The following is a 14,955-nucleotide window of genomic DNA, read 5'->3' as shown; positions in this document are numbered from 1 at the left end:
GTCATGGGGTACGGTTGCGTCGAGTTTCAATGATGTTCGGCAACTGGGAAATCCGCCCCAGCAGCCGCCCCAGTGCGTCCAGGCCCGGGATCTCGATGGTCAGGGACATCAACGCGGTGTTGTCCTCCTTGTTCGAGCGGGTGTTGACTGCCAGCACGTTAATGCGCTCATTGAGCAACACTTGCGACACGTCGCGCAGCAGGCCGGAGCGGTCGTAGGCACGGATGATGATGTCCACCGGGTAGGTGAGCACCGGCACCGGGCCCCAGCTGACCTGGATGATCCGCTCCGGCTCGCGGCCACCCAACTGCAGCACCGAGGCGCAGTCCTGACGGTGAATGCTCACACCGCGGCCCTGGGTGATGTAGCCGACGATCGCGTCGCCCGGCAAGGGCTGGCAACAGCCGGCCATTTGCGTCATCAGGTTGCCCACGCCCTGGATCTGGATATCGCCGCGCTTGCCGGGCTTGTAGCTGGTGGCCTTGCGCGGGATCAGTTCCAGCTGTTCGTTGCCGCGTTCCGGCTCGACCAGTTGCTGGGCCAGGTTGACCAGTTGCGCCAGACGCAGGTCGCCGGCCCCGAGGGCGGCGTACATGTCTTCGGCGATCTTCATGTTGGCCTTTTCGGCCAGCTTGTCGAAATCCACCTGGGGCAAGCCCAGGCGCGCCAGTTCGCGTTCGAGCAGGGTTTTGCCGGCAGCCACGTTCTGGTCGCGCGCCTGCAGTTTGAACCAATGGACGATCTTTGCCCGCGCCCGCGACGTGGTGATGTAACCCAGGTTCGGGTTCAGCCAGTCGCGGCTTGGGGTGCCGTGCTTGCTGGTGATGATTTCGACCTGTTCACCGGTTTGCAGGCTGTAGTTGAGCGGCACGATGCGCCCGTTGATCTTGGCGCCCCGGCAGTTGTGGCCGATTTCGGTGTGCACGCGGTAGGCAAAGTCCAGCGGCGTGGCGCCCTTCGGCAGGTCGATGGCGTGACCGTCGGGGGTGAAGATGTAGACCCGGTCCGGCTCGATGTCGACGCGCAACTGTTCCGCCAGGCCGCCGATATCGCCGAGTTCTTCGTGCCATTCCAGCACTTGGCGCAGCCAGGAGATTTTCTCTTCGTACTGGTTGGACCCGGCCTTGACGTCGGTGCCCTTGTAGCGCCAGTGCGCACACACCCCCAGTTCCGCCTCTTCGTGCATGGCGTGGGTGCGGATCTGCACTTCCAGCACCTTGCCCTCGGGGCCGATCACCGCAGTGTGCAGCGAGCGATAGCCGTTTTCCTTGGGGTTGGCGATGTAGTCGTCGAACTCCTTGGGGATGTGCCGCCACAGGGTGTGGACGATGCCCAGCGCGGTGTAGCAGTCGCGTATTTCCGGGACCAGCACGCGCACCGCGCGCACGTCGTAGATCTGGCTGAAGGCCAGGCCCTTGCGCTGCATTTTGCGCCAGATGGAATAGATGTGCTTGGCACGGCCGCTGATGTCGGCGTCGACGCCGGTGGCCTGCAACTCAGCCCGCAATTGGCCCATCACGTCGGTGATGAAACGCTCACGGTCGAGCCGTCGCTCATGCAGCAACGTGGCGATCTGTTTGTATTGGTCGGGCTCGAGGTACCGGAAGGACAAGTCTTCCAGTTCCCACTTGATATGGCCGATACCCAGGCGATGGGCGAGCGGCGCGTAGATATCGAAGACTTCGCGGGCCACGCGGTTGCGCTTCTCATCGTCGGCGGTCTTCACCGCACGGATCGCGCAGGTGCGTTCGGCCAGCTTGATCAGGGCGACGCGCACGTCGTCGACCATTGCCACCAGCATCTTGCGCAGGTTCTCGACCTGGCCCTGGGTGCCCAGCACCATGGACTGGCGCGGACTGAGGCTGGCACTGATGGCCGCCATGCGCAGCACGCCATCGATCAGTTTGGCCACCACGGAACCAAAACGCTGGCCGACGGTGGCCAGCGGAATATGCCCTTCCCGCACGCCGCGATAGAGCACGGCGGCGATCAGCGAATCCTGGTCCAGCTTGAGATCGGCGAGAATCTCGGCGATTTCCAAGCCGGTGCGAAAGCTCGAAGTACCTTCGGCCCACAGGTTCTTGGCCGCATTGTCTTGCTGTTCAGACTCACGAGCGAACTCGCAGGCTGCCTTCAAGGCTTCACGGTCCAGTGCCGGATCGACACTGATGGCATGATCCAGCCATGCCTCGAGATTGATACTGCCGTCGGTGTTGATCGGCTGGTGTGCTCTCACCTGTACCATCTTGCTTACCTTCCCTACGACGCACCTTCGATGCGCCAAAAATCATCGCCGACCTGCTTTATCACTAAAGCTTACACACTCTCCCTGGCAGGTCACGGCCTTGGAGAATGCAGGCCAGTCGGATTAAACGGGCATCCTAGCCCGCTTCAAATAACGCCATCGCCTCGACATGCGCGGTTTGCGGAAACATGTCGAGGATTCCGGCACGTTTTAGCCGGTAGCCCTGCTTGACCAACTCTACCGTGTCCCGCGCCAGCGTCGCCGGATTGCAGGACACGTACACCAAGCGCTTGGCCCCCAGAGTGGCGAGCTTGCGCACAACCTCCAGGGCCCCATCGCGAGGTGGGTCCAAGAGTACCGCAGAAAAGCCCTGTTTGGCCCACTCCGCGTCAGTCAGAGGCTGAGACAAATCGGCCTGAAAAAACTGCACATTATGCAAATTGTTGCTTACGGCGTTGGCTGCCGCCCGGTCCACCATGGCCTGTACGCCTTCCACCGCCACCACTTCGCGCACCTGCCGCGCCAGGGGCAAAGCAAAGTTGCCCAGGCCGCAAAACAGGTCCAGCACCCGCTCATCGGGTTGGGGCGCCAACCATGCCAGGGCCTGGCTGACCATTGCCGCGTTGACCCCGGCATTGACCTGCACAAAATCGCCCGGTCGGTAAGCCAGTTCCAGGTCCCATGCCTCCAACTGGAAGCCGAGGGCGTGGCCAGGCTCCACCGGTTGCGGCTGGCCCTCCCCCTGCAGCCACAGTTGCGCATCATGGAACGTACAAAATTCTTTCAATATGTGCAGGTCCGCATCGGACAACGGCGCCATATGGCGCAGCAATATGGCGATGGACGAACCGCTGAACAGTTCCACATGCCCCAACGCCTGGGGTTTGCTCAGGCGACGCAGCATGTTCGGCAAACGCTGCATGATCGGCTGCAAGGCCTGTACCAGCACCGGGCAATCATCGATGGCGACGATGTCCTGGCTGGCCACGGCACGGAAACCCACTTCGAGTTTTTTCGCCTTGGCGTCCCAGCGCACGGCCACCCGGGCGCGACGCCGGTAGCCGAATTCAGGCCCGCTCAACGCTGTAGCCCACTCTTGCGGTTCGACACCCGCCACGCGGGACAGTTGCTCAGCGAGCATGCGCTGTTTCAGGGCGAGTTGTTCGTCATGGGGCAAGTGCTGCACGCTGCAACCGCCGCAGCGGCCAACGTGCGCACACGGCGCCGGACGGCGCAGTTCGCTGGCCTTGAGCACACGCTCGGTGCGGGCCTCGACCACTTTGCCGTGGGTGCCCAACACCCGCGCTTCGACGTCTTCGCCGGCCAGCGCGCCATTCACAAACCAGGTACGCCCCTCGAAGAACACGATGCCCCGACCATCGTTGGCCAGGCGCTCGATGGTCAGGTGCTGTTTCTTGCCCACGGGAATCTGTGGGGCCCGGCTGCCGCCCGTCGGTTGGAAGCGCAGGCCTCGCTCGTGCTTGGCCATCAGTTGGGCGCGTCGAAGATGCCGGTCGACAAGTAGCGGTCGCCTCGGTCACAAATGATCGCGACGATCACCGCGTTTTCCACTTCCTTGGACAAGCGCAACATGCCAGCCACGGCGCCACCGGAGGACACGCCGCAGAAGATGCCTTCTTCGCGGGCCAGGCGACGGGTGGTGTCCTCGGCTTCACGCTGGGCCATGTCGATGATGCGGTCCACGCGCGTCGCGTTGTAGATCTTCGGCAGGTACTCTTCGGGCCAGCGGCGGATGCCGGGAATGGCCGAGCCTTCCATCGGCTGCAGGCCGATGATCTGGATCTCGGGATTCTGCTCCTTGAGGTAGCGCGAATTGCCCATGATGGTGCCGGTGGTGCCCATGGAGCTGACGAAATGGGTGATGGTGCCCTGGGTCTGGCGCCAGATCTCCGGGCCGGTGGTGGTGTAGTGCGCCTCGGGGTTGTCACCGTTGGCAAACTGGTCCAGCACCAGGCCACGGCCTTCGGCGGCCATGCGTTCGGCGAGGTCACGCGCGCCTTCCATGCCTTCTTCCTGGGTCACCAGGATCAGCTCGGCACCGTAGGCGGTCATTGCCGCCTTGCGCTCGGCGCTGCCGTTGTCCGGCATGATCAGGATCATCTTGTAGCCCTTGATCGCGGCGGCCATGGCCAGGGCGATCCCGGTGTTGCCCGAAGTGGCTTCGATCAGGGTGTCGCCTGGCTTGATCTGCCCACGCAACTCGGCGCGAGTGATCATCGACAGCGCCGGACGGTCTTTCACGGACCCGGCCGGGTTGTTCCCTTCGAGCTTGAGCAACAGGATATTGCTGGTTTCACCCGCCATGCGTTGCAAGCGGACCAGGGGCGTATTGCCGACGCAATCGGCGATTGTAGGGTACTGCAAGGTCATGGCGTATTCGCAATCCAGACTGCGGGGGCGAACATCATACCGGGAAAGCCTGGCGCGCCATATCACGCAAAGTGCGGTGCTTATGGCTTATGGGAATAAGCGAATGATGTGGAGACTGTAGAGACGCGATCGGGAGCAAGCCTCGATACCCGACTAGCCCAGCCGCCCGTCGCCATGGTTTCGCTGAAACACCTCGTCGCCCATCGCCGCAATCTGCCCCTCGATCAGTGCCTCAAAAGGTTTGAGCAAGGGCTCGAACGATGTGGGCGCTTCCAACACCTGCAACGCCTGCACGATCGCTTCCACCGTTGACAAGGCGCCCGGCCCCGGCGCCTTGCGCAGCCGATAGCGCGACACGGCGCCCTCGGCCAGCGTTACCCGTGGCAACGCCGCCAGCAACGGATTGAGGTGCAGCAGTTTGCGGGCCTTGCGCCAAGTGCCATCGGGCACCACCAGCAACAGCGGCTGATCGCCGGGGGCATAGGCTTGCAGCGGCTGGGCGTCGTCAGCGGGAAACAGCAGCCGCGCCTGGTAGCCGGGTGGGTTCAATAAAGTCGGCAGATCTTCGAAGACCTCCCCCACCACCAACTGCGCCTTGTTCAAGCCCAGCGCCGCCAAACGCGCGGTATTGAGCGCATGGTTGACTTCGCTCGGGTGCTGCAACAGCAACACGCGGGTACGGCTGTCGAGGCTGGGGATCAGCGGGCACAGGCAATGGGCGGTCGGCCTCAGGCAACGGGAACATTGGGGTCTGGACATGATTTTTCAGGCCTGGTTGAGCTGCGCTTTGAGCAGATCGCGGAAAGTCTGGATCAGCGGTTCGCGGCTGCGGCCACGGCGCATGATCATCGAGAACGGCGCCTGGTAGCCGAAGGTGGCCGGCAGTAACACGCGCAGGTCGCCCTTGTCGGCCCAGGCCTGGGCGTAGTGCTCGGGCAGGTAGCCGATATAGGCGCCGGACAGCACCAGGATCAACTGCGCCTCCATGCTCTCAACGGTCGCGGCACTGTGCTTGAAGCCATGGCGTGCCAGTTCGGCCTGGCTCCAATAGCCGCGCCCGACCATGCGTTGCTGGGTAATCACTTGTTCAGGGATCCGCCGTTCATTGAACAACGGGTGGCGGCTGCTGCAATACAGCCAGTGCTGTTCGCGGTACAGCGGCATATAGATCAGCCCGCTCATGCGGTTGGAGAAGGCGCCGATGGCCAGGTCCAGGCGGTTGTCCTGCACACCCAGTTGCAGTTCGTAAGGACTTAGCACCGATAGATGCAAGTGCACCGCCGGGTGCTCCAGGCTGTAGGCGCCGATCACTTCGGCGAACGGCAAGGCCTTGTCGCTGACGGTGGAGTCGAGCACCCCCAGCTTGAGCGTACCGCGCAGTTCACCCTTGAGCGCGGCGGCGTATTGCTCGAAGCCCTCCAGCTCGCCGAGCAGGCGCAAGGTTTCCTGGTAGAACAGCTCGCCCTTGCTGGTCAGGCTGAACCCGCCCCGACCTCGATGGCACAGCACCAAGCCCAGCCCCGATTCCAGCTGACTCATATAAGTGCTGATGGCCGAAGTGGACAGGTTGAGTTCGTGCTGTGCATTGGCGAACCCTTGGTGCCGCACGACGCTGACGAAGATGCGCAGGAGTTTCAGGTCAGGCAAGGCGTTGGCCATGGAGTCTCCAGAAGACACAAACACTGCAGGAGCCGGCTTGCCGGCGATCGCGGTGGTTCAGATATATCGCCATCGCTGATAAGCCAACTCCTACAGGGGGATCGAGTCCGACATGCGGTATTGGTCAGGCATCCGAGTCTACCTCACGTATTAGTTTAGAAAAATCTGAACTAAGTATTTGCCCCTGCCGATTCTTCCCGCCCCGTGCTTTTCGCAGAATCGGCCGCTAATAAACACAACACGATGAGGCAATCCCGTGGACAAGATTTTCCACCAACCACTGGGCGGCAACGAAATGCCGCGCTTCGCCGGCATCGCCACCATGATGCGTCTTCCCCACCTGCAGTCGGCCAAGGGCCTGGACGCCGCGTTTATCGGCGTGCCCCTGGACATCGGCACTTCGCTGCGCGCCGGCACTCGCTTCGGGCCGCGGGAGATCCGCGCCGAATCGGTGATGATCCGCCCGTACAACATGGCCACCGGCGCCGCGCCCTTCGACTCGCTGTCGGTGGCGGACATCGGTGATGTAGCAATCAACACCTTCAACCTGCTGGACGCCGTGCGCATCATCGAAGAAGCCTACGATGAGATCCTCGAACACGACGTGATCCCCATGACCCTGGGCGGCGACCACACCATCACCCTGCCGATCCTGCGGGCGATCCACAAGAAACACGGCAAGGTCGGGCTGGTGCACATTGATGCCCATGCCGACGTCAACGACCATATGTTCGGCGAGAAAATCGCCCACGGCACCACCTTCCGCCGCGCGGTGGAAGAAGGCCTGCTCGATTGCGATCGTGTGGTACAGATCGGTCTGCGCGCCCAGGGCTACACCGCCGAGGACTTCAACTGGAGCCGTAAACAGGGCTTCCGTGTGGTCCAGGCCGAAGAATGCTGGCACCACTCCCTCGCACCCTTGATGGCCGAAGTGCGGGAAAAAGTCGGCGGCGGTCCGGTGTACCTGAGTTTCGACATCGACGGCATCGACCCGGCATGGGCGCCCGGCACCGGCACCCCGGAAATCGGCGGACTGACCACCATCCAGGCAATCGAGATCATCCGTGGCTGCCAGGGTCTCGACCTGATCGGTTGCGACCTGGTCGAAGTCTCGCCACCCTACGACACCACCGGCAACACCTCGCTGCTCGGCGCCAACTTGCTGTACGAGATGCTCTGCGTACTGCCCGGCGTGGCGCACCGCTGATGAGCGCGCACGAGGTGTTGAAAGCCGCCGCCGACCTGGTGGCGGCCTTTGCCCGCAATGATCGCGCCGCTTACTTCGGCGCGTTCACGGCCGATGCCAGCTTTGTGTTTTACACCCTGCCCCAGCCGTTGCTCAGTCGCGATGCCTACCAGGCGTTGTGGGACAGCTGGCGCCAGGACGAAGGTTTCGAGGTGCTCTCCTGCACCTCGAGCAACGCTGTGGTCAGCCTGCAAGGTGACCTGGCGATTTTCATTCATGACGTGGCCACCGAGCTGCGCATGAACGGGGAGCAATTCTTTAGCCAGGAACGCGAGACCATTGTCTTCAGACGGCAAGGATCTCAATTAGAACAACAAGGCCTATGGCTGGCCTGTCACGAACATTTATCCGCTATGCCGGAAGGGCTGCCGCCCCATTAGCCAATGTGATCGGAGCTGATCATGAATAATAAAAACAACGACAACAGTATTCGCAAAATAGAAACCAACGGGGTCGAACAGATCCCGGACCACGAACGTACCGCCAGCCCCAAGGATCTGTTCCGACTGATCTTCGGCGGTGCCAATACCTTTGCCACCGCCGTACTGGGCTCGTTCCCCGTGCTGTTTGGTTTGTCATTCCAGGCCGGTGTCTGGGCGATTGTGCTGGGCGTGCTGGTGGGCGCTGTGATCCTGGCGCCCATGGGCCTGTTCGGACCGATCAATGGCACCAACAACGCCGTGTCTTCCGGGGCACACTTTGGGGTGCACGGGCGGATTGTCGGCTCGTTCCTGTCATTGCTGACGGCGATTGCCTTCTTCTCACTGTCGGTGTGGAGTTCGGGCGATGCACTGGTCGGCGGTGCGAAACGGCTGATCGGCCTGCCGGAAACCGACCTGACCCTGGGCCTGGCCTACGGTCTGTTCGCCCTGCTGGTGCTGACGGTATGCATCTATGGCTTTCGCTTCATGCTGTGGGTCAACCGCATTGCGGTGTGGGCGGCGAGCCTGCTGTTCCTGCTGGGCATCTTCGCGTTCGCACCAACCTTCGACAGCCACTTCGCCGGCACCGTAGCCCTGGGCCAGACCGGCTTCTGGGCAGCCTTCATCGGCGCCGCGCTGGTGGCCATGAGCAACCCGATTTCCTTCGGCGCGTTCCTGGGCGACTGGTCGCGTTATATCCCACGGGAAACCCCGAAGGGTCGGATCATGCTCGCGGTGATCCTGGCGCAGATCGCCACCTTGATCCCGTTCCTGTTCGGCCTGGCCACCGCGACCATCGTGGCGGTCAAGGCACCGGACTACATCGCGGCCAACAACTACGTCGGTGGTTTGCTGGCCGTGGCGCCCACCTGGTTCTTCCTGCCGGTGTGCCTGATCGCGGTGATCGGCGGCATGTCCACCGGCACCACCTCGCTGTATGGCACCGGGCTGGACATGTCCAGCGTGTTCCCGCGCGTGCTGTCGCGGGTCAAGGCCACATTGCTGATCGGGGTGATGTCGATTGCCTTCATCTTTATCGGACGTTTCGCCGCCAACCTGGTGCAGAGCGTGTCGACCTTCGCCGTGCTGATCATCACCTGCACCACGCCATGGATGGTGATGATGATCATCGGCCTGATCGTGCGTCGCGGCTTTTATTGCCCGGATGACCTGCAGGTGTTCACCCGCGGTGAAACCGGCGGCCGTTACTGGTTCAGCCATGGCTGGAACTGGCGCGGCCTGGGTGCCTGGATCCCGAGTGCGCTGGTGGGGCTGTGCTTCGTCAACCTGCCGGGGCAGTTCGTCGGGCCGTTGGGCAACCTGGCCGATGGCATCGACATCAGCCTGCCGGTGACGCTGGGCCTGGCCTCGGCGGTGTACCTGACGTTGCTTCGCCTGTTCCCGGAACCGGCGGCCGTCTATGGGCCGACCGACCCCCGCAGCCTGCGCATAGATGCGCGCACTGCACCGACGCAGCAACACGCCACCTGATTTTCATAAAAAAAATAAGCGGAGATTTGCCGTCATGGCTTTGGATTTATTCGTCGTACTCATCTACGCCGCCGGCATGCTTGTGCTCGGCTATTACGGTATGCGCCGCGCCAAGACCCACGAAGACTACCTGGTAGCCGGCCGTAACCTGGGCCCATCGCTGTACATGGGCACCATGGCCGCCACGGTATTGGGCGGCGCGTCCACCGTCGGCACGGTGCGCCTGGGCTATGTACACGGCATCTCCGGCTTCTGGCTGTGCGCCGCGCTGGGTGCTGGGATCATCGCGCTGAACCTGTTCCTGGCCAAGCCGCTGCTCAAGCTGAAAATCTTCACCGTGACCCAGGTCCTGGAAAAGCGCTACAACCCCATGGCCCGCCAGGCCAGTGCGGTGATCATGCTGGCCTATGCACTGATGATTGGCGTGACCTCGATCCTGGCCATCGGCACCGTGCTGCAGGTGTTGTTCGGCCTGCCGTTCTGGATGTCGGTGCTGTTGGGCGGTGGCGTGGTGGTGGTCTACTCGACCATCGGTGGCATGTGGTCGTTGACCCTGACCGATATCGTGCAATTCGTGATCAAGACCGTCGGCCTGATGTTTATCCTGCTGCCGATCTGCCTGTACCGCGTGGGCGGCTGGGATGAGCTGGTGGCCAAGCTGCCGGCATCGAATTTCAGCTTCACGGCGATCGGCTGGGACACGATCATCACCTACTTCATGATCTACTTCTTCGGCATCCTGATCGGCCAGGATATCTGGCAACGGGTGTTCACCGCCCGTGACGAAAAGGTCGCCCAGTATGCAGGCACTTTCGCCGGCTTCTACTGCATCCTCTACGGCCTGGCCTGTGCACTGATTGGCATGGCGGCCCATGTGCTGATTCCGGATCTGGATAACGTCAACAACGCGTTTGCGGCCATCGTCAAAGTGTCGCTGCCGGACGGGATTCGTGGGCTGGTGATTGCGGCGGCCTTGGCGGCGATGATGTCGACGGCCAGCGCCGGGTTGCTGGCGGCATCCACCGTATTGACCGAAGACCTGCTACCGCGGCTGCGTGGCGGCAAACAGTCGAGCCTGAAGATCAACCGCCTGTTCACCTTGTTGACCGGCGCGGCGGTATTGGCCATCGCCCTGGTGGTCAACGATGTGATCAGCGCCCTGACCCTGGCTTACAACTTGTTGGTGGGGGGCATGCTGATCCCGCTGATTGGGGCGATCTTCTGGAAGCGGGCGACCACTCCGGGGGCAATCACGTCCATGACCCTGGGCTTTGTGACCGCGCTGGTGTTCATGTTCAAGGATGGGCTGGATGCCAACACGCCGATCTACTACAGCCTGGCAGTAGCGTTGGTGAGCTTTGTGGGAGTGAGTTTGTTGTCGCGCCGGCCTGAAGCGGTGGGCGCGCACATAGCGTAGGAGATAACTGAATTCTGAGTGGTTTCTTCAGCGGGTGCGATGTCGGATATCGCGCCCGTTTTTTTTGCCTTGCGCAAAAACAGCCCCACTCTCTGCGGCGTTTCGAAAACTGCGCTCAAACACGTGGGCTTGAGCGCCTGAAGGCATTATCGACGACGTGGACGACGCTGCTCATCGTCTGTACGAATCGGTATAGGTTGCAGCGGCGGCTCGATCAAGCCCAGTGCAACACCAAGGTCGTGGAGCCAGTTCTGGATTTTCTCTTTCATGGTTGCCCCCTTTGAGGGTAATGCTGGTAGGCGCATGTTCTGTCGCCTTTTCCTACACTGATAGTAGCCCTAAGTCCTACGTATTGCTTGAACGAAACCACAATGAACTATTACTGAATTGATCAAAATCCTGACGGATCGTTCAAGCAATGGCGCGCGAGTCTTGCAAGACCACGGCCTTCTCCGCTTGCTGCAGGTCGATCCATGCGTTGAGGTTAGCGCCGAGCATACCCTTTCGCCACATCAGCCAGGTTGTCGCAGTGGCAAAAGGCCCAGTCAACGGATGAACGGACACGCTGTCCTTGCCGGGAAGGCTGTTGAGCATCGATTCGGACATCAAAGCCACCCCAGAACCGGCGATGACACAGGCGAGCATGCCTTGATAGGACTCGATCTCAATCGCCCGGCCCATGGCGACCCGCTCGTGGGAAAACCAGCTTTCCAAGCGTGTGCGATAGGCGCAACTGCGTCGGAAGGTGAACACCGCGCGCCCCGCGACATCCTGCGGCCCGCGCACCGGAGGATGGTCGGCTTCGCATATCAGCACCAGTCTTTCTTCGCACAGCGGCACGCCATCCAGGGTGGCAATGGTCACCGGGCCGTCCACCAGCGCCGCGTCCAGGCGCCCGGTGATCAATCCTTCCAGCAACTCTCCGCTGGGTGCCGATTGCACCTGCAAGTTCACCATCGGGTAAGCCTTGTGGTAGCGCGCCAGCAGCTTCGGCAAATGAACCGCCGCCGTGCTGTACATGCTGCCCAGCACGAAGTCGCCGGCCGGCTGCCCGCCCTGGATGGCGCCATGGGCTTCGTCATGCAGCGCCAGCAGACGGGTGCTGTAGTCCAGCAATACTTTTCCCGCAGGCGACAGCTGCAAACGCTGACGCTCACGCACGAACAACTCCACGCCAAGCTGTTCCTCCATCTGCTTGAGGCGAGTGGACAGATTCGATGGCACGCGGTGCAGGCGCTCGGCAGCGCGGGTAATGGAGCCTTCTTCCGCCACGGCCTGGAAAATCCGCAATTGACTGAACTCCATACCTTTCTCCAAAACTGAACAAGTTACTCACTATTATTCATTTTTACAGAAAGTCAATCCACTCTAGCCTGATGGTCATTCGCTTGCTTGCAGGAGACCTGACCATGTCGCCCCTGATCCGCTTACTCGCCAGTTTTATCGCGTTGATGATGGCCATGGGCATTGGCCGCTTCGCCCTCACCCCACAAATGCCCCACCTGCTCAGCGAGGGTCAGATCGACCTGACCGGCGCCGGCCTGATTGCGGCAGCCAATTACCTGGGCTATTTCGTTGGCGCGGTGGATTCGATCTTCGCCCGCAGCCATCACCATGTCCGCGGTCGTTTGTACGGCGGGCTGTGGTTGTGTGTACTGCTGACCCTGGCGTCGTATTGGGCCCAGGGTTTCTGGCCGCACCTGCTGTTGCGCTTCGGGACCGGTGTGGCGAGTGCCTGGGTGTTGGTGATGATCACCAGCCTGAGCCAGCCGCTGGCGATTGCCGCCGGACGCCCACGCCTGGGAGCCCTGGTATTTGCCGGGCCTGGACTGGGGATTCTGTTGACCGGGTTGCTGGCATTGGGCTCCAACCTCCTGGGGCAAAGCTCGGCAACCTTGTGGTTGGTGTATGGAGGCGTCGCACTGGCGATGCTGCTGGCGATCCTGCCATTCCTGCCCAAGCCGTCCGCTGCCCACACCTCCGTCGCCAGCCAAACCGAGAGCGCCAGTAACGACAGCATCACCCATCTGTGCTGGATCTATGCGCTGTACGGCCTGGGCTACATCATCCCGGCGACGTTCCTGTCGCAGATGGCCAGCGCGCAGTTCAAGGGTGCCTGGCAGGCCGATCTGTTCTGGCCCAGCTTTGGCTTGGCTGCCGTGATGGGCGTGGTGGTCGCCAGCCTGCGTCGCAAGGACCCGCACACCACCCGCCGCTGGCTGATGACAACCTTATGGCTGCAAGCGGGTGGAGTGTTTGCCTGTTTGCTGGGTAATGGTTGGGGCCTGGCGCTGGGCGTGTTGCTGTGCGGCGCGCCGTTTCTGGCGTGCATGCAGCTGGTGATGGCACGCCTGCGGGAAATCGCGCCCCACGGTTATCAGCGCAGCACAGGGTTACTCACCGCCAGCTTTGCCATGGGCCAGTTGAGCGGGCCGTTGTTGGCGTCGGTGAGCAGCCACGTGAGCGGCGGCCTGCAACCGGCGCTGGTGATTGCCGGCGTCGGTTTGTTACTGGCAGGCGCGGCATTGGTCAGCCGACAGCCATCGGCGCTGGCACGCGAACCTGTTCACGCCGCGCCAATATCCGGTAAAACAGCCCACCCAGGAAGCAGCCAGTAAACCAGGCAAAGTTGGCCATTCCCTGCAAAGCCGGGGTGAAAGTGATCGCAACGCCCACCAGTGTGGCGGGCGCCAGCGCCTTGACCGCTGTCCAGTTCACCCCACGGTCGAAGTAGTAGCGCCCGCTCGGGCTGTCATCGAACAGCGCATCCACATCGATCTGCTGCTTTTTGACCAGGTAGAAGTCCACCAGCAAAATCCCGAACAAGGGGCCGATAAACGCCGCGAGGATATCCAGGGTGTAGTGGATCATCAGCGGGTTGTTGAACAGGTTCCATGGGGTGATAAAGATCGACGCCACCGCCGCGATCATGCCACCGGCACGCCAGCTGATTTTGCTCGGGGCCACGTTGGCGAAATCAAACGCCGGGGATACGAAGTTGGCGACGATGTTGATGCCAATGGTGGCGGTGACAAAGGCGAACGCGCCAAGCAGCACCGCCATGCTGTTATCGATGCGCGACACAGTGGCGATCGGGTCATGGAGCATTTCGCCGAAGACCGGCAAGGTGCCCGAGACGATCACCACGGTCACCAGGGAAAACGCCAGGAAATTCACCGGCAGCCCCCAGAAGTTCCCGCGTCGCACGTCCTGCATACTGCGGCAATAGCGGCTGAAGTCACCGAAATTCAGGGTGGGCCCGGAAAAGTACGAGACCACCAGCGCGGTCGCCACAATCACCTGGCCGAACGCCTCCCAGCCCGACAGGGTTTTCTCCGCCAGGGTAAAGCTGATATTCGCCCAGCCCGCCTTCCACACGATCCAACCAGCCAGGGCGAACATCACCGCATACACCACCGGCCCGGCCCAGTCGATAAAACGGCGAATGGACTCCATGCCGGCCCAGAACACCGCCGCTTGCAATACCCATAAGCTGAGGAAACCAAACCATCCAAGGTAGGACAGGCCCGCGAAATGCGGCTCTGCATACACGGCCATTTGCGGGAAAAAACGCAGCACCACGATGATCAACGCACTCGACGCCAAGTACGTCTGAATCCCGTACCAGGCCACGGCGATCAAACCGCGAATCACCGCAGGAATATTTGCGCCAAACACCCCAAACGCCAGCCGGCAGATCACCGGATAAGGCACCGCCGCCTGTTGGCTCGGCTTGGCCACCAGATTGGCAATCAATTGCACGATGCAGATACCGGCGAGCAAGGCGACCAATACCTGCCAACTGGCCAGGCCCAAGGCGAACAGGCTGGCGGCGAACACATAGCCGCCGACGCTGTGCACGTCGCTCATCCAGAAGGCGAAGATGTTGTACCAGGTCCACTTTTGCGGCAGTGGGCCCAGGTCCTGGTTGTAAAGGCGCGGGCTGTAGCCGTTGGGCAATTGTTCTGACATCGCTGGGCTCCTCGAAATACCGGCCTGCGCTTCCGTCACGGGATGCATACGGTAGGCGGCCTGATTTGTATACGAGATAGTCAGCAGAATGCGTGCCAATAGCACACAATCC

13 protein-coding genes are annotated in these 14,955 nt (G+C 61.8%); 5 read left to right on the top strand and 8 right to left on the bottom strand.

Annotated elements, in window-relative coordinates:
- Window position 1: 1 nt before the first annotated feature.
- The 5 genes from relA to BLR63_RS00910 all read right to left on the bottom strand — a co-directional run bounded on the left by relA (window position 2) and on the right by BLR63_RS00910 (window position 6,295).
- Entirely contained in the window at window positions 2–2,245 is a 2,244-nt protein-coding gene (relA, locus tag BLR63_RS00930; RefSeq protein ID WP_010563911.1) for a GTP diphosphokinase, read from the bottom strand.
- A gap of 136 nt (window positions 2,246–2,381) precedes the next feature.
- Window positions 2,382–3,734 carry a 23S rRNA (uracil(1939)-C(5))-methyltransferase RlmD gene (gene rlmD / locus BLR63_RS00925; protein ID WP_010563910.1) on the bottom strand — a complete coding sequence of 451 codons (1,353 nt, stop codon included), beginning with the start codon at window positions 3,732–3,734 and terminating at the stop codon, window positions 2,382–2,384.
- A complete protein-coding gene (gene cysM, locus BLR63_RS00920; RefSeq protein WP_042946570.1) occupies window positions 3,734–4,636 on the bottom strand; it encodes a cysteine synthase CysM in 903 nt (300 codons plus the stop codon). The genes rlmD and cysM overlap by 1 nt, the downstream gene beginning before the upstream one ends.
- 153 nt (window positions 4,637–4,789) lie before the next feature.
- Entirely contained in the window at window positions 4,790–5,395 is a 606-nt protein-coding gene (locus BLR63_RS00915) for a tRNA-uridine aminocarboxypropyltransferase (protein ID WP_010563908.1), read from the bottom strand.
- Window positions 5,396–5,401: 6 nt separating this feature from the next.
- Complete coding sequence (locus BLR63_RS00910) at window positions 5,402–6,295, bottom strand: LysR family transcriptional regulator (protein ID WP_078834318.1); 894 nt, start codon at window positions 6,293–6,295, stop codon at window positions 5,402–5,404.
- Window positions 6,296–6,551: 256 nt separating this feature from the next.
- Between BLR63_RS00910 and speB the strand changes: the two genes are divergently transcribed.
- The 4 genes from speB to BLR63_RS00890 are packed head-to-tail and all read left to right on the top strand — an operon-like array spanning window position 6,552 to window position 10,871.
- Complete coding sequence (speB, locus tag BLR63_RS00905) at window positions 6,552–7,502, top strand: agmatinase (protein ID WP_010563906.1); 951 nt, start codon at window positions 6,552–6,554, stop codon at window positions 7,500–7,502.
- The gene (locus tag BLR63_RS00900) at window positions 7,502–7,921 is read left to right on the top strand and encodes a YybH family protein (protein ID WP_010563905.1); all 420 of its coding nucleotides are present in this window, start codon (window positions 7,502–7,504) and stop codon (window positions 7,919–7,921) included. The genes speB and BLR63_RS00900 overlap by 1 nt, the downstream gene beginning before the upstream one ends.
- Window positions 7,922–7,942: 21 nt before the next feature.
- On the top strand, window positions 7,943–9,454 hold the full coding sequence (locus BLR63_RS00895) for a purine-cytosine permease family protein (RefSeq protein WP_010563904.1): 1,512 nt from the start codon (window positions 7,943–7,945) through the stop codon (window positions 9,452–9,454).
- Between the two features lie 34 nt (window positions 9,455–9,488).
- Window positions 9,489–10,871 carry a sodium:solute symporter gene (locus BLR63_RS00890; RefSeq protein ID WP_010563903.1) on the top strand — a complete coding sequence of 461 codons (1,383 nt, stop codon included), beginning with the start codon at window positions 9,489–9,491 and terminating at the stop codon, window positions 10,869–10,871.
- Window positions 10,872–11,017: 146 nt separating this feature from the next.
- Here the strand turns inward: BLR63_RS00890 and BLR63_RS32090 are convergent, their stop codons facing one another.
- Together BLR63_RS32090 and ptrR are read right to left on the bottom strand one after the other, a co-directional pair.
- Window positions 11,018–11,140, bottom strand: coding sequence for a PA1414 family protein (locus BLR63_RS32090; RefSeq protein WP_017134862.1), 123 nt, complete (start codon window positions 11,138–11,140; stop codon window positions 11,018–11,020).
- Between the two features lie 142 nt (window positions 11,141–11,282).
- The gene (gene ptrR, locus BLR63_RS00885; protein WP_010563902.1) at window positions 11,283–12,176 is read right to left on the bottom strand and encodes a putrescine utilization regulator PtrR; all 894 of its coding nucleotides are present in this window, start codon (window positions 12,174–12,176) and stop codon (window positions 11,283–11,285) included.
- Window positions 12,177–12,280: 104 nt separating this feature from the next.
- Between ptrR and BLR63_RS00880 the strand changes: the two genes are divergently transcribed.
- Window positions 12,281–13,489 carry an MFS transporter gene (locus BLR63_RS00880; protein ID WP_010563901.1) on the top strand — a complete coding sequence of 403 codons (1,209 nt, stop codon included), beginning with the start codon at window positions 12,281–12,283 and terminating at the stop codon, window positions 13,487–13,489.
- Here the strand turns inward: BLR63_RS00880 and BLR63_RS00875 are convergent.
- Window positions 13,401–14,843, bottom strand: coding sequence for an NCS1 family nucleobase:cation symporter-1 (locus BLR63_RS00875; RefSeq protein WP_010563900.1), 1,443 nt, complete (start codon window positions 14,841–14,843; stop codon window positions 13,401–13,403). The genes BLR63_RS00880 and BLR63_RS00875 overlap by 89 nt on opposite strands.
- Window positions 14,844–14,955 lie beyond the last annotated feature (112 nt).

This window comes from Pseudomonas extremaustralis (assembly GCF_900102035.1).
GTDB lineage: Bacteria > Pseudomonadota > Gammaproteobacteria > Pseudomonadales > Pseudomonadaceae > Aquipseudomonas > Aquipseudomonas extremaustralis.
This window is presented reverse-complemented; position numbering and strand designations above follow the sequence as displayed.

Excerpts from the sequence above, each read along its gene's own strand:
- cysM (WP_042946570.1), bottom strand. The coding sequence starts at position 4,636 with ATGACCTTGCAGTACCCTACAATCGCCGATTGCGTCGGCAATACGCCC.
- BLR63_RS00895 (WP_010563904.1), top strand. The coding sequence starts at position 7,943 with ATGAATAATAAAAACAACGACAACAGTATTCGCAAAATAGAAACCAAC.
- BLR63_RS00875 (WP_010563900.1), bottom strand. The coding sequence starts at position 14,843 with ATGTCAGAACAATTGCCCAACGGCTACAGCCCGCGCCTTTACAACCAG.
- BLR63_RS32090 (WP_017134862.1), bottom strand. The coding sequence starts at position 11,140 with ATGAAAGAGAAAATCCAGAACTGGCTCCACGACCTTGGTGTTGCACTG.
- BLR63_RS00890 (WP_010563903.1), top strand. The coding sequence starts at position 9,489 with ATGGCTTTGGATTTATTCGTCGTACTCATCTACGCCGCCGGCATGCTT.
- BLR63_RS00880 (WP_010563901.1), top strand. The coding sequence starts at position 12,281 with ATGTCGCCCCTGATCCGCTTACTCGCCAGTTTTATCGCGTTGATGATG.
- BLR63_RS00915 (WP_010563908.1), bottom strand. The coding sequence starts at position 5,395 with ATGTCCAGACCCCAATGTTCCCGTTGCCTGAGGCCGACCGCCCATTGC.
- BLR63_RS00900 (WP_010563905.1), top strand. The coding sequence starts at position 7,502 with ATGAGCGCGCACGAGGTGTTGAAAGCCGCCGCCGACCTGGTGGCGGCC.
- ptrR (WP_010563902.1), bottom strand. The coding sequence starts at position 12,176 with ATGGAGTTCAGTCAATTGCGGATTTTCCAGGCCGTGGCGGAAGAAGGC.
- relA (WP_010563911.1), bottom strand. The coding sequence starts at position 2,245 with ATGGTACAGGTGAGAGCACACCAGCCGATCAACACCGACGGCAGTATC.
- BLR63_RS00910 (WP_078834318.1), bottom strand. The coding sequence starts at position 6,295 with ATGGCCAACGCCTTGCCTGACCTGAAACTCCTGCGCATCTTCGTCAGC.
- rlmD (WP_010563910.1), bottom strand. The coding sequence starts at position 3,734 with ATGGCCAAGCACGAGCGAGGCCTGCGCTTCCAACCGACGGGCGGCAGC.